This is a genomic window from Caballeronia sp. SBC1, from assembly GCF_011493005.1.
Classification (GTDB): domain Bacteria; phylum Pseudomonadota; class Gammaproteobacteria; order Burkholderiales; family Burkholderiaceae; genus Caballeronia.
Map to the genome: position 1 here is coordinate 1,242,430 of NZ_CP049158.1, position 14,454 is coordinate 1,256,883.

Genomic DNA, 14,454 nt, shown 5'->3' on the forward strand with positions numbered 1-14,454 from the left:
ACGGCCCTGGATTTCGACTCTGCCAATGCGTGGGAATCCCTGCGGGACCCATGCATTAGAACTCGCTTCTGAGGCATTATTTGTGCATTAATACCTCGTTTTTCTATCCGTTAGGAAATTAATTAACGCCCTCTAAAGGTGCAATTTTATGCCTTGAAAGGCATCAGTAATATCGCAGCACTCAAATATCTGTCACAACCGCGATTCCGGCCCCATAGATGTCGATACGCTCAACGGCTTATTGTTTTTCTAAATCCCGGCTCTATTAGCCTACGAGTTGCAGGTGCCTCTCAGGCGCGAGTTTGCACCCGGGAATATTCGACAGCCCGAACGTCGGCCGCGCGTAATAGAAACCTTGTGCCAATACGTTCGGCCAGCGCGCCAGCCACAGCGCTTGCGCCGCCGTCTCTACGCCCTCCACTACCACCGCCACAGCCAGCCTTTCCAGCAGGTTGAATATCGCGGACACCACCTCGCACGCCCTCGGATTGTCCGGCACCTCCACGAGCAATTCCTTTGCCAGTTTGACCACATCCACGTCGAGCGCGCTCAGCATGGCAAGTGACGAATATCCAGTGCCGAAATCGTCGATGGCTATATCCACGCCAATCTCGCGCAACGCACCCATCAGTCCCTTCGAAGCCAGGATTTTTGTCGCGTCTTCCGTCTCGGACAACTCAACCTGAAACAGTCCCGGCACAACGCCGTGCGAGCGCGCGGAATGCTCCAGCCGCCGCACAAAGCTCCCGCCGGCCACCACCGAAGGCGGCACGTTGACCGCGATGGGAAACATCGGAAGCCCTTCGCGTTGCCATGACGCAAGGTGAGAACACGTGCTGTCGATAACAAAATGCGTCATGTCCAACGCCACGTCCGGATCGGAAACCGCGCTGATAAACGCGCCCGGCAACAACATTCCGTATTGCGGATGCATCCAGCGAATCAAGGCCTCGGCGCTCGACAAAGCACCCGTCCTTGTGTGATATACGCCCTGAAACGCAAGCTGAAACTCGCCGGCACGCAAGCCATCACGCACCCGCTGACATAGGCGGTGCTCGCCAGGTTGGGTCATCATCGTTGCATCCGTCCGCTAACGGGGTATCGCGCCACCGGTTAGCCGGCGCCCGGTCCGTGAATCGCAGATGTCGCCATGCTTCACGAACCGGAGTGCTTTAGGCACGAGCCATGCCAATTGGCCAAACGGCCTGCCTGGCGAACGTCAGCCGATGGGAAGTCCAGCAAAGACCTGCCGAGCAACGGACTGTGCGCACACCGGCAAGCCGCCATGAAATAAACGCGGGCCGTGTGTTACGTAACGACCGAAGACTGTTACGCCGGATGGGTCCGCACTTCTTCGCTTGAAGCTGCTTAATCACGCGCCGGATTCGACCAGTCTTTCCTCACGTTAAAGCAGCGACGAAGCTCGTGCCATTAGCTGAAAAGCAACGGGTCAACCATCCGATCGATGGCGTATTACCTTTGATCATAACCAGGACGGTCAAGTTTACTGTCATTCAAAAACCACGGTAGCTCTTGCCGTTTGATAATACTTTTCAAACCGAATTAGTTTTCTCGCCCCATTAACCGGGAACCCCTTGCCCCGTGTCTTCGCGTGCGTCAGCGAAAAATTCATGAATGTCATTCACAGTAATCTAGAGCCTGCTAATTCCTCCTATATGTCGCACATGTCAGGCATTTTGGCGGACACATAGTATTTGTATCTTCCACGATGCTTATAACGGCGGGTTATTCAAATGGCCCGATTCAAATCAGCAACAAATTCTCGATTAAGGAATTGGACACCCCAACAATGGAAATTTTTCCTTGTACCCTGGTCTTCGTCGATATCGACGCAACCGCCAGTCCTAATAGCACCAGTAAAGATCCGCTGTCCTATGCCCGTCAGGCGCTTTGCTTAAACAAGACCCTGCTTCATGCAGGCATGCCCCGGCTTAACGTCTTCACGAACGCACCGGAAGCGGTAAGCGCATGCTTTTCCCTTGTTCCGGAAGAGCGGCGTCCGCTCGTGCACGAACTGATCGCGAGCGTCAACGTTCCGAGGAGCACTGAGTTCTACGCGGCGCATTTCAAGCTTGACCTGCTTGAACAAGTGGCCGGCCTGCTCGCGCCCAATATGTTGCTGTTGCTGCTCGATTCTGACATTGTCGCCATCCGTCGCCTGGACGATGAATTACTTCAACTCTGTGCCGATGCAGGAGTCGGCGCGTTCGACATATCGGATCAAGTGTTCCCTGCTTATGGAAGCGCCAACGTCATCAAGGATCTCGAGATCGTGGCCGGCCGGCATCTGCTCAATCCGCGCTGGTATGGCGGCGAATTCCTCCTCAGCACGAGCGCGTTCCTCAGGGTGCTGGTGCCTCGCGCCCGCGCGCACTGTGAACGGTATGTTGAAGAGATCGAGCGCTTGCAGCATCACGGCGACGAGTCGTTTGTCTCCGCCGCGCTCAATACGCTTGCCGACGAAGGGCAGCAGATTGTGGAACTGGGGGCGTACCAGGCGATCGGCCGGCACTGGACCGGCAACACGCATCGCGACCTTCGATGGTTCCAGCATTGCTGCTTCGTCCATTTGCCCGATGGCAAGGCGTTGATCGAACGCGAGGCGCGTTATCCTGACTTCAACGCGAACCGCTTCTGGCGAACGGTGTCGACGGCGCATCTTCTCAACCGCGCGCGCTTCGGCATCAAGCTGTGTTTCGAAGCGACGTCCATCGCGCCGCAGCTGCGCAAGATGATTGCGCCGGGCAAGCCGGCGGCGTCGAGTGACAAACCAGCTGCAGGGCCGAAATCCGGGCCAGACTCGCCGGAGCCCGATCCCTTCAGCGCGCTGCGGGCAAAACGTCGCCTCAACGAAAAGAGCGACGAGCCCGTGTCCTGAGTTGACGGCGTAAGGACCAAAATCTCGCTGCGGCCGCGCAATTTTAAGCCGCGCCCGCTACCATGGAAGCCGCAAGCAGCGCCTGCGTATACGGATGCGCAGGCGCTTGCAAAACATCCATAGTGTCGCCCGTTTCCACAATCCGCCCGGCTTTCATGACCGCTACCCTGTGCGCCATCGCGCGCATCACGGCAAGATCGTGCGTGATGAACAGATAGGTCAGGCCGTATTTTTTCTGCAGCCGAGTGAGCAGGTTGAGCACCTGCTGCTGTATCGATACATCGAGCGCGCTCGTGGGTTCATCCAGCACAAGCAGTTCCGGCTCGACCGCCAGCGCCCGGGCAATGGCTATACGTTGGCGCTGGCCACCGGAAAATTCTTGAGGGTACCGGGGCAAAACATCGGCCGGCATGCCGACTTCCTGGAGCAGCGCCACCACGCGTTGGCGACGCGCCGCCACCGTCACTTCCGGCCGGTGCAACGCAATCCCTTCGCCCACGATCTGTTCGATCGTCATGCGCGGTGACAACGATCCGTAGGGGTCCTGAAATACCACCTGCAGCCGCGACGACACCATCCGCCTCGAGTTCATGCTCTTGAGTGCGGACAAGGGCTGCCCGTCGATATGAATCAACCCTTCCGACGGCCTTTGCAGCCCCAGGATAGCGGCGGCGAGCGTGGACTTTCCCGATCCGGATTCGCCGACTATGCCAAGCGTTTCGCCGCACCTTAATGTGATGCCGACGTCTTGCAAAGCACGGAACGAAGACTTCGAAAACGCCGAGCGCCAGCCTTTCACCGAAGTCCGGTAGTCCACCGACAGTCCCTGCACTTCGAGCACCCGCCGCGCGTCCGAATCGATTGGATCGATCGCGCGTTCGGGCTCGCTATTGAGAAGACGACGGGTGTACGGATGCTGCGGATTCGCGAACAGTTCCGCGGTCGAATTGGTTTCTACCAGCACGCCATTTTCCATCACCGCCACACGCTGTGCGAAACGCTTGACCAGGTTCAAGTCGTGCGTGATCAGCAGCACCGCCATGCCGCGCTCGGCCGCTTCCTGCTCCTGCAAACCGATCAGCAATTCCACGATCTGCTGGCGCACGGTCACATCAAGGGCCGTCGTCGGTTCATCGGCGAGCAGCAAGCGCGGGCGGCACGCGAGCGCCATCGCGATCATCGCGCGTTGCCGCTGGCCACCCGACAGTTGATGCGGGAAGCTGTCAATACGCCGTTCCGGTTCGGGGATACCGGTACGCCGCAACAACTCAATACCGCGCTGACGTGCCGCGTTAGGACGCAAACCTTCGTGCAGACGCAGGCTTTCTGCGATCTGCTTGCCGATGGTGAACAACGGGTTGAGCGCGGTCATCGGCTCCTGGAAGACCATGGCAACGTCGCGGCCGCGAATGCCGCGCATCTGTTGCTCTGTCTTGTGCAGGAGATCGTCACCGTCCAGCAGGATGCGCCCCGTCTGGCGAGCGTTGTCCGCCAGGCCCAGAATGGATAACGCCGTGACGCTCTTGCCCGATCCAGATTCGCCCACCAGCGCCACGCGTTCGCCACGCCCGATAGAAAGATTCAGGTCCCGTACGACAGTCTTGTCGCCGAAGCCAATCGATAAACCGTCGAGTTGCAATAGAGGGGTGGTCACTTCCGTGCCCCTCCGAATGCGGAACCGCGCGTGCGGGTATCGAGCGCGTTGCGTAACGCGTCGCCCATGAAGGTCAGCAGCAGCAAGGTGACGACAAGGCCACCGAACGCCGCGCCGGAGATCCACCATGCATCGAGATTGTTTTTTCCTTCGGCTAGCAACTCGCCCAGGCTCGGCGTGGGGGCTGGCACGCCAAGTCCGAGAAAGTCGAGGCTGGTCAGCGCGAGAATCGCCGCGCTCATGCGAAACGGCAGGAAGGTGATCACCGGAGTCAGACTGTTGGGCAACACATGACGCCACATGATCTGCCAGTTCGACAAACCCATGGTGCGAGCCGCGCGAACGTAGTCAAGCGAACGGTTGCGCAGGAATTCGGCGCGCACGTAGTCCGACAACGTGAGCCATCCGAACGCCGAGAGCAGGATGAACAGCAGCCACAAGGTCGGCTCGAAAATGGACGCGAAGATGATCAGCAGATACAGGTCGGGCATCGAACTCCAGATCTCTATCAGGCGCTGGCCGATCAAGTCGGTGCGACCACCGTAGAACCCCTGCACTGCGCCCGTCAGGACGCCCAGCAAGACGCCCGAGACCGTGAGTGCCAGTGCCATGAGCACAGAGAGCCGGAAACCGTACAGCAGGCGCGAAAACACGTCGCGGCCGAACTGGTCCGTCCCGATCCAGTTGGCGGCCGAAGGCGGCGCGGGATTGGGCGTGGTCGCGAAATAGTCGACGGTGTCGTAGTGAAAATGATTCGGCGGATAGATCGCAAAGTTACCCTTCGATTCCAGCCGGTCGCGAATGTACGGGTCGAGATAGTTCGCCCGTGCCGGGAAATCGCCGCCGAATACTTTCTCCGAATAGTCCTTCACGATCGGGAAATAGTAGTGCCCTTCGTAGCGGATCAACAGCGGTTTGTCGTTCGCCAGCACTTCGCCCAGCAGGCTGATGACGAACAACGCCACGAACACAATCGTGCTCCAGTAGCCCAGCCGCTGCGCCTTGAAACGCAACCATACGCGCCGGCCCGGTGAATCGGACGGCGGCAAGATAGTGGCCGCAGGGCCCCCCATGACCGGATTCACGGAGACGTTCATGCTCTCACCGGTCCAGCCGGTCGAACTGGATACGGGGGTCGACGAGGACATAACAGACGTCCGCAATAAGCTTGGTCACAAGACCAATCAGGGTGAACAGGTAAAGCGAACCGAGCACGACGGGATAGTCGCGCCGGATCACCGAGTCATAGGAAAGCTGGCCCATGCCATCGAGCGAAAACAATGTCTCGATCAGCAGGTTGCCATTGAGGAACGCGCCCACGAACGCCGCTGGCAGCCCCGTCAGCAGCGGAATCATCGCGTTACGCAGCACGTGCTTCCAGAGCACGTCACGTTGCGGCGCGCCTTTTGCGCGTGCGGTCAGCACGTATTGCCGGCTGATCTCTTCGAGGAACGTGTTCTTCGTCAGGATGGTGACGATCGCAAAGTTGCCGACCACCGAAGCCGTCACCGGCAACGCGATATGCCACAAATAATCGAGTACCTTGCCCGCCATGCTGAGTTGGTCGAAGTCATCGGAGGTGAGGCCGCGCATGGGGAACACCTGCCACAACGTACCGCCACCGAACAACATCAGCAGCAGCACGCCCAGCACGAAACCGGGAATGGCGTAGCCGGTCAGCACGAGCACGCTCGTGGCGGTATCGAAGCGAGAGCCGTTTCGCACGGCCTTCGAAATCCCCAGCGGCACGGCAATGAGATAGGTCAGCAGCACGGTCCAGAGTCCCAGCGTGATTGACACTGGCAACTTCGAACGGATCACTGCCCAGACGCTCTGATGCTGGTAATACGACTGACCGAGATTGAAACTCACGTAGTTCCTGAGCATGCTCACGTAGCGCACGAGCGGCGGCTTGTCGAAGCCGAATTCCTTCTTGAGTTGCTCGACCTGCTGCGGGTCCACCCCCTGGCTGCCGTGATATCCACCGGCCCCGCCCGCCTCGCCGTGGCTGCCGCCGTGGCGCATCTGGATCAGGATCTGCTCTACCGGGCCACCCGGTACGAACTGCGTCACGACAAAAGTCAGCGTAAGCACACCGATCAGCGTGGGGATCATCAGCAACATGCGTCTGAGAATATAAGCGGCCATGGCAATCTCAGTGTGTTGAAGCAACGGGGGCGGACACGGGCGCCTTCACGAACCAGTAGTCGACCAGCCAGTCCTCCGCAAGATACGAAAGCGGCGAGACCGGAGGAAAACCCATTCGTGCCCGATACCCCACGCGCGCGCTCGGCGAGTAGTACTCCGGAACGATGTAATACCCATTGATCAGGATGCGATCGAGCGCGCGCGTGGCGGTCTCGAGATCGCTTAGTGTCTGCGCTTTCAATGCGGCCTCGATCATCGCGTCGGCAGCTTTCGAACGGACCCCCGGAAAATTCTCCGAGCCCGGCTGCGACGCCGCCGCGCTGCCGAAGCGGCGCGTCAGTTCGCCGCCCGGAATGGTGACCGGTGTGTAGATATACGTGGTCATGTCGAAGTCGAACGCGTCCATGCGCTTCTCGTACAACGCGCTGTCGAGTTCCCGCAGGTGTGCCTGCACGCCGAGCGTCTGCAATTGCTGGATGTACGGCAGGATGACCCCGTCCATGCCGGGCTGGTCGTCCATGATCTCGATGGTCATTGGCGTTCCGCTCGCGTTGCGCAGCGCACCGTCACGATACTGCCAGCCCGCTTCGTTCAGGAGCGCCTGGGCTTCGCGCAAATTGGCACGCAACGAATGCGGCGGCACCGTGTCAGGCTGCTTCAGCATCGGGCCGAACACGGCAGCTGGAAGCGTCGAGCGATACGGTTCGAGCAGCTTCAACTCTTTTGCATCCGGCACGCCCTGCGCACCAAACGGGGAGTCCTGGAAGTAACTTCCCGTGCGGCGATACAGACCGTGGAACGCCAGCCGGTTCAACCAGTCGTAGTCGAAAGCGAGCGTCAGCGCGCGGCGCACGCGAGCGTCCGAGAACAGCGGCTTGCGGGTATTGAAAATCATGCCCTGCATCTGCGCCGGGCCATCGGGGAACTCGCCTTTCTTGAGCGACCCGTTGCTGAAGTTCTTGCCAATGTACTTGCGCGCCCAGGTCGATGATGAATACTCCACGCGCATATCCGTGTGGCCCGCCTTGAAATCTTCCAGCGACGTGTAGTGATCCGTGAAGAGCCGGAACGTGATGCGCTGGAAGCGATACATGCCGCGTCGCGACGGCAAATCGGCCGCCCAGTAATCCGGGTTGCGCCTGTAGGTGATCTCCTTGTCGTTCTTGCGTTGCTCGATCAGGTAAGGACCGCTTGCCACCGGCGGCACATCCGATATCTGATCAAACGGCGGTCGCATGCCGTCCGCTTTCATGCCCCACTTCGGTGAGAACACCGGCAAATCCCCGGCGATCAGCGGCGCATCGCGGCGCGCTTCCTTGAAATCGAAGCGCACGGTCAGGCGATCGAACACGGCCGCGCGGCTGATATTGGCGAACTGCGAGTTGTAGATCGGCGAGACCTGATGGCTCGCCAACGTGTCGTAGGAGTACTTCACGTCAGCGGCGGTGATCGGGTCGCCATTGGAAAAACGCGCCTTGGGATTGATATGAAACGTGGCCGACTTGCCGTCCGGGGCAACCTCAACATCGTCCGCAATCAATGGATACTCCGACGCCAGTTCATCCCAGCTTCGCTGCATCAGCGTGTCGAACATCAGGTTCTTCAGGTCGGGCGCCGGGGCGCCCCGGACCAGGAAGGGATTCATCGAATCGTAGCTTTGCAGTTCATCGTAGTTCTGGAAATTCATGTCGCCGTTTGTGGGCGCGTCCGCGTCCGCATAGTCGAAGTGCGTGAAGTCCGCCGGATATTTCGGCTCGTCGTATTGCGCGATCGACGGTCGGGCGAACGCGTGCGATGCAAGGAGCAGTGCGGCAAACCCCAGCGCGATGCAGCTTTTATTCATCGTCGCCCCGATGTTCCCAATGTGCCCGCGCCCACAGCACGCCTGTCAGGGGATGATGCGGTTCGTTCATGTCAAAGCCTGATGATTGAAACGGGCGTGTGCGTCCGGATGAAAACGCGGTGCCGGATTATCGCCGTGCTCATCTCGAGTGGCCGGCCCAAACGCGGCGCTCAATGCTTGATGATGTACATGTCTTCGCTGCGGTAGTGGTCCATAGGGTTCTTCGTGGAATAACCGCCCACGTAACTCTTGACCAACCGCACCAGCGTGTATTGCAGCAGAGGCAGCATCGGATAGTCTTCCATTGCTACCTTGGCCGCTTCGGTCTGCAATGTCTGACGCGTGGCCGGGTCGGTGGAGTCGGACGCCTGGTGCATCAGCGCATCGGCTTTGGGGTTGCACGCCTGGTTGTCGTTCTGCTCGGAACCGCATTGAACCAGCGTGAGGAAGGTACTTGCGTCGTTGTAGTCCGCCACCCAGCCGTTGCGTGCAATCTGATAGTCGCCCTCGTGCCGCTTCTTGAGCAGCACCTTGAATTCCATCGCCTGGATTTCAGTATCCAGGCCCAGCTTCGTCTTCCATTCGGACGCCGCGAAGATCGCCATCTTCTTGTGATACTCACTCGTGTTCATGGCGAACTGCAACTTGGTGCCGGGTTTCACGCCCGCCTCGGCCAGCAGCTTTTTCGCTTCGTCCACGCGTTTCGCCATTGGCCACGAGGCCCAGTCGTACGCACTGACGTCGGCGCCCTTCACGCCCTTCACGATCACGCCATACGCCGGGATCTGGCCATCGGCAGTCACACGCTGCGCGAGGATGTCCCGGTCGATGACCATGGACAGCGCCTTGCGCACACGCACGTCCTTCAGGAGCGGGTCTTTGTTGTTGAACGAGTAATAACGCAAGCCGAGCATGGGCGCCGCGCGCATCTCGTTCGGGTACTCCTGTTTGTAGCGGGCATAGGTGCCCGACGGCAGTTGGTTCACCCAGTCGTCACCGCCGGATTTGTACAGATCCACGTCTGTGTTTTCGTCTTCCACCGGCAGGTACGTTACCTGGGTCAATTGCACGTAAGCAGCATTCCAGTACTGCGGGTTTTTCTGCAGCACAAGACGATTGTTCACCTGCCAGTCTTTCAGCATGAACGCGCCGTTGCTGACAAGCTTGCCGGGTTTGGTCCAGTCCTTGCCGTACTTTTCGACGGCCGCCTTGTTCACTGGCCCAAGGTTCGTATTCGACATCAGGTCAGGCAGGAACGGCACCGGATACGGCGTCTTGATCTCGACCGTGTACGGGTCGGGCGCGCTTACGCCAAGCGACGCCACCGGTTTTTTGCCTGCAACAATGTCTGCTCCGTTCAGCAGGAACATGCCGTAGGTATTTGCGTATGGCGAAGCCGTTTTTGGATCGACGAGACGCTGACATCCGTAGACAAAGTCAGCGGCGACAACTGGCTCACCATTTGACCACTTCGCATTCCTTCTCAAATGAAAGACCCACGTGGTGGGGTCCTTCATTTCCCACTTTTCCGCTACGCCGGGGACGGTCTCACCGTCGGCGCGCGTCGCGGTCAGTCCTTCAAACAGATCGCGCGCGACGGTATTGGCCGGCACCGACTCCGCCACGTTCGGATCGAGTGTCTCGACTTCAGTGCCGTTGTTGCGCACCAGTTCCTGCTTCGCGGCGAGTTGCACGCCAGGAGGAACAACCGCCGCCTGCGAGGCGCCGGCGAGCATGAAGCCGCCCAGAACGAGTGCCGCGGATGCGCAGCGAAGACGGATTGAAGGAGAAGGACGTGGTGCTAAAAACATCTGGAAACTCCTGGTATTCATGACTTCCGCGCTCGGCTTTGATCTGCCACGAACACGGGTCCCCGATACTGCGTATCGCCAAAACCAAGGTCGCTCCAGCGCCGCATGACACGCGCCGGAGCGACCGTTCCATCAGACAAACAAACTACAGCGGCATCAGAACTTGTACGTTGCGCCGACCTGCGCGAAGCGGCCAATGTTCGTGTATATCGACTGGTCGTAGCCCGTCTGATCCAGCGTGCCATTTGCAAAGATCGGATCGTACGGCGGCGCACGGTTGAAGATGTTGTCGATGCCGCCGAAGATCGTCCAGTGCTTGAAGCCCGTGTACGTCATCATCAGGTTGAACTGGCTGTACGATCCCACTCGGGATGGCCCGGCCGCATCCAGATTCTGCGCATACGGACCTGTGAACTGCCAGGTCAACGCTGCGTCAAACTTGTTGTACGTCCAGTCCGCGGTGGTGTTGCCTTTCCAGCGCGGGAAGCTGCCGCCGAACGGCTGTGTGAGCGTGTAGTCGTTACCCGCACCATTCACCGGCGCCTGACCCGGGGAGCCGAGCTTGAAGCTGTTCACGTAAGCCCAGTCAGCGGACAACGTGAACGTCCCGACCTTCGTCGGCAGTGCCTGGCGGAACGTGCCTTCGAAACCGTTCGTATCAAGATAACCGAGGTTCTGGTACGGAATGACCTTGTACAGGAGTTCGCCCGTTACCGGGTCGGTGACAACCTGCGAAGGCGAGCCTTGGCCGATTACGTTGTCCACACGAATCTTGTACCAGTCCAGGCCGATATCGGTCGTACGGGTGGGCGACAACTGGAAGCCGATGCTGAGGTTACGCGTGCGCTCGGCTTTCAGGGCCGGATTACCCTCCGTGATCGACGTGTAGTTCTGGCCGGTGGCCTGGTCGACCTGAATACCCATCGTTTGCGAGTTGCTGTTCTCAACGAACGTCGGCGCGCGGAAGCCGCGGTTATACGACGTGTACATCGTGAGCGCCTGAACCGGTTGATAGCGCAATGCAAAACGCGGCGAGAACGCACCACCTACATCGCTGTAGTGGTCGTAACGGCCCGACTGGCTGAATGTCAGGGCGCGCACAATCGGAATGTCCACCTGGTAGTACACGGCGGCCACGTTGCGCTGGCCGTTCACCGTCTGCAGATTCGGGCTGATGACCTCGCCCTCTTCGAACGCCGAACCCGGGTTCATCACTTCGCTCTGGTGCGTGAACTGTGCACCGAAGCCAAGACCCACATCGCCCGCCGGCAGATGGAAGAGGTCTGGCGTCGACAGCGTTGCGTCAACTGTATCCAGCTTCGAGATAGCCAGATTGTTCGCGTCCATGTACAGCCCGTTGGTCCCGTTCGGCGTAGCCGCAGGATTCGCGAAGTCGAAAGTCCCGTTCTGGTAAATATTGGTTAGTACGTTGGTGTTGAGCTGGTTCGTATAGGTGTTCGAGACCGTGCTTTGCGAGTGACTGACCGAGCTCGCCCAATCCCATTCGCCGTTCGGCAAGTTAAACGAGCCCTTGATGCCCGTCGACACGCGCCAGTAGGTGGAATACGTGTTTTCCGCCACCGCGTTCGGGAACGCATACGTGAGCGGCGTGGCGACACCGAACGGGTTGTACGGATTACTCGCCGGCACAGTGAAATTGAACGGCGAAAGCAGCTTGGTCTGCGGGTTCCACACGAGTGCGGGGACCTGCGGATTGCCAATAACGTTGTTCCACAGACCGTCGTTGGTGGTGGTCGTGTTGCTGCTGATCAGGAAATCCCCGAACGCCGTCGTCGTATCATTGATCTTGAAGTCAGCGTGAATCTTCGCATTCGCACGCTCGGTCATCGGGGCGATAGACGTGCTTTCCGCGCTGTTGAAGCCGCAGATCGTGCCCGCCGATCCAGCCGTCAGCGAGTTGGTGGCGGCGGGATGCACCGAACCGCCGTTCGCACATCCGCTCAATGCCTGCACGCTGCCGTCGGGCATGCTCCAGTAAGACGGTGCAAGCAACGAAAGGCCGCCCGTCTGATTGGTGAAATCCTGACCGCTCGTCGCGTCGCGGTCTGCGAGCGTGAAGCCGTTCGACTTGTAGTAGCTCGCGGCGGCCGTCACGTTGAAGCGGTCCGCGTTGAGATCGCCAAAGCCGCCGAGCACGCCGAATTTGGTCGTGCCCGCGCCGCCGCCCTGGCTGATGGCGCTGCCGTAGCTGCCGTCGAGTTGCAGCCCCTGGAAGTCGTGCTTCGTGATGATGTTGACCACGCCCGCGATGGCGTCCGAGCCGTATTGCGACACGGCGCCGGTCTTCACGATTTCGATGCGGTCGATGTCGTTCAACGGCAGCGTGTTCAGGTCGAAGAAGGAGTCGACGCTGTTCGAAAAGAACGCGAATGGCGCAACGCGCTGTCCATCCACCAATACAAGCGTGTACTTTTCGCTGAGACCGCGTAGAGCAATACCCGCCGCGCCTGCGGCAAAGTTGCCGGACTGGCCTTCGCCCCAGCTATTCGCAGAATTGGCTGAGGTCGTCCGCAGATAATCGGCGACGGTCGTGGCGCCGCTCTGCACAATGTCTTTCTGCGTAACCGTCTGAACCGCGTTGAAGCCGACCTTGTCGGCGCTGCGGATCAGTGACCCGGTCACTTCGAATTTCTTGATTTGCTGGACGCCCTTTTCAGCAGTCGGTGTCGCAGTGTTGTTGTCCGCGGACGGTGCTGCAACAACGCCAGATGCCGGCGCCGCCGCTGCTGCCGCCGGCGTACTTTCCGTTGTCGTTGCGCCTGCGGCCGTACCAGTGGTGGCTGGCTGGCTCTGCGCAAACGCCGGTACGGCGATTGCGGCTGACAACGCTAATTCAGCCCAGACTATTCTTTTGATGGCCAGCGCCAATGCCCGTTGTTTCATTTTTCCCCTTCTCGCTCGTCAGTAAGGCCACAGCTGTGTGTGAAGAGAGGTCTTGTGGACCTCTCCACTCGATATACGGCGTGCTTGCGCCGCGCTCCGTTAAAGCTGACCCGCGCTTCTACTGCCTGGCAACGGGTCAATAGCGCACCAAATTGCAAATGCAGACAGAAGACGGGACACTTCATATACTTTAATATCGGACTACTTATTTATTACAAACGACATGCGCAGCGCTTTCTAATTGTTTTAACTTCGACTACTTTGCATGATGGATCGGACAACGTCTCTCCATCAAAACAACCTTCAATCAAAACTTTAGCAATACTTACGAATACAGAACGGGTGCTTTCAAAAAATTACGGAGCAAAGCCACCTAGAACAATCTTGGCGTGCCCACCCATACAACCGCCGCTTCTTCGCGAGCGGTGTTGCACCAGGCGTGAGGCACGGTGGACTCGAAATGGGCGGTGTCACCAGCCTGCAATACGAACGTTGTACCTTCTAACGTGAGCGATATCTGGCCGCTCATTACGTACAAGAACTCTTCCCCTGCATGCGTCGTGACTTCCGATGGGTTCTGTCCCACCGGCATCCTGACGAGAATTGCTTCCAGCTGGCCGCCGACCGACAAATTCGTCAGCCGTCCAAAAAGATTCGCGGTTCCGTCGAAGCCGAAGTACTTCAGCTCACTCTTTCTACGCACTGACTTGTCTTCAGTCGGCGTGTCGACGAAGTACTGAACCGTGACGCCTAGCGAGCGCGCAATACCAACGAGCGATGTGATAGAGGGCGTTGCCTGACCTCGTTCGACTTGCGATAAAAATGGCTTCGAAATCCCCGCACTTGTCGCCACTTCATCCAGCGTGCGCTTGAGCCGCTGGCGAAGCGACCGGATTTTTATTCCTATGGAAACTGCGATCTGTGCCTTGTTATCGAGTGGCAAAACCATAGCAAGACAGAATCCCGTAGTCAAAATTAGTTTGTATACCAAACTATGTTTTATTGGATGCGACATCTTCCCTGAAACACGCGCCCTATGCCCGGTTAGTTGCCGCGATGCTTGGTTCAATCAATGCGATTGTCGGGACACTTTCGCACTTGTCTAAAACCGGGAGGTGGTTGCGTATACAACCACCTCCCTCTACTGCCGAAGATCTGCGTTCCATGCGGCGAGCACGTACCGCCCGGCGCAATG

At 58.8% G+C, this 14,454-nt stretch carries 9 protein-coding genes; 1 reads left to right on the forward strand and 8 read right to left on the reverse strand.

The features are described 5' to 3' along the window. Positions 1–265: 265 nt before the first annotated feature. Positions 266–1,075, reverse strand: a complete 810-nt coding sequence (locus SBC1_RS32455) for an EAL domain-containing protein (RefSeq protein WP_165104414.1) — start codon at positions 1,073–1,075, stop codon at positions 266–268. A gap of 735 nt (positions 1,076–1,810) precedes the next feature. Here SBC1_RS32455 and SBC1_RS32460 point away from each other — a divergent pair. Continuing rightward, positions 1,811–2,899 (forward strand): hypothetical protein, encoded by a 1,089-nt coding sequence (locus SBC1_RS32460; protein WP_165104415.1) that lies wholly within the window; start codon positions 1,811–1,813, stop codon positions 2,897–2,899. A 43-nt stretch (positions 2,900–2,942) separates the two neighbouring features. On the opposite strand, the gene SBC1_RS32465 is transcribed toward SBC1_RS32460, so the two are convergent. The 7 genes from SBC1_RS32465 to SBC1_RS32490 form a co-directional block, all read right to left on the reverse strand. Continuing rightward, positions 2,943–4,553: an ABC transporter ATP-binding protein gene (locus SBC1_RS32465; RefSeq protein WP_241202306.1), complete on the reverse strand. Its 1,611-nt coding sequence runs from the start codon at positions 4,551–4,553 to the stop codon at positions 2,943–2,945. Beyond that, the gene (locus SBC1_RS40175) at positions 4,550–5,701 is read right to left on the reverse strand and encodes an ABC transporter permease (RefSeq protein WP_165104417.1); all 1,152 of its coding nucleotides are present in this window, start codon (positions 5,699–5,701) and stop codon (positions 4,550–4,552) included. Before SBC1_RS40175 ends, SBC1_RS32465 begins: the two co-directional genes overlap by 4 nt. Beyond that, a complete protein-coding gene (locus SBC1_RS32470; protein WP_165104418.1) occupies positions 5,655–6,701 on the reverse strand; it encodes a microcin C ABC transporter permease YejB in 1,047 nt (348 codons plus the stop codon). Before SBC1_RS32470 ends, SBC1_RS40175 begins: the two co-directional genes overlap by 47 nt. A 7-nt stretch (positions 6,702–6,708) precedes the next feature. Beyond that, positions 6,709–8,544, reverse strand: coding sequence for an extracellular solute-binding protein (locus SBC1_RS32475; protein ID WP_165104419.1), 1,836 nt, complete (start codon positions 8,542–8,544; stop codon positions 6,709–6,711). Between the two features lie 170 nt (positions 8,545–8,714). Continuing rightward, a complete protein-coding gene (locus SBC1_RS32480; RefSeq protein WP_165104420.1) occupies positions 8,715–10,355 on the reverse strand; it encodes a peptide ABC transporter substrate-binding protein in 1,641 nt (546 codons plus the stop codon). Between the two features lie 156 nt (positions 10,356–10,511). After that, positions 10,512–13,259: a TonB-dependent receptor gene (locus SBC1_RS32485; RefSeq protein WP_165104421.1), complete on the reverse strand. Its 2,748-nt coding sequence runs from the start codon at positions 13,257–13,259 to the stop codon at positions 10,512–10,514. Positions 13,260–13,632: 373 nt separating this feature from the next. Then, positions 13,633–14,208 carry a helix-turn-helix domain-containing protein gene (locus tag SBC1_RS32490; protein ID WP_165104422.1) on the reverse strand — a complete coding sequence of 192 codons (576 nt, stop codon included), beginning with the start codon at positions 14,206–14,208 and terminating at the stop codon, positions 13,633–13,635. Between the last annotated feature and the right edge of the window lie 246 nt (positions 14,209–14,454).

Bases quoted from the DNA above. Each gene is read 5' to 3' on its own strand.
- SBC1_RS32455 (WP_165104414.1), bottom strand. From the start codon at position 1,075: ATGATGACCCAACCTGGCGAGCACCGCCTATGTCAGCGGGTGCGTGAT.
- SBC1_RS32460 (WP_165104415.1), top strand. From the start codon at position 1,811: ATGGAAATTTTTCCTTGTACCCTGGTCTTCGTCGATATCGACGCAACC.
- SBC1_RS40175 (WP_165104417.1), bottom strand. From the start codon at position 5,701: ATGTCCTCGTCGACCCCCGTATCCAGTTCGACCGGCTGGACCGGTGAG.
- SBC1_RS32470 (WP_165104418.1), bottom strand. From the start codon at position 6,701: ATGGCCGCTTATATTCTCAGACGCATGTTGCTGATGATCCCCACGCTG.
- SBC1_RS32475 (WP_165104419.1), bottom strand. From the start codon at position 8,544: ATGAATAAAAGCTGCATCGCGCTGGGGTTTGCCGCACTGCTCCTTGCA.
- SBC1_RS32480 (WP_165104420.1), bottom strand. From the start codon at position 10,355: ATGTTTTTAGCACCACGTCCTTCTCCTTCAATCCGTCTTCGCTGCGCA.
- SBC1_RS32485 (WP_165104421.1), bottom strand. From the start codon at position 13,259: ATGAAACAACGGGCATTGGCGCTGGCCATCAAAAGAATAGTCTGGGCT.
- SBC1_RS32490 (WP_165104422.1), bottom strand. From the start codon at position 14,208: ATGGTTTTGCCACTCGATAACAAGGCACAGATCGCAGTTTCCATAGGA.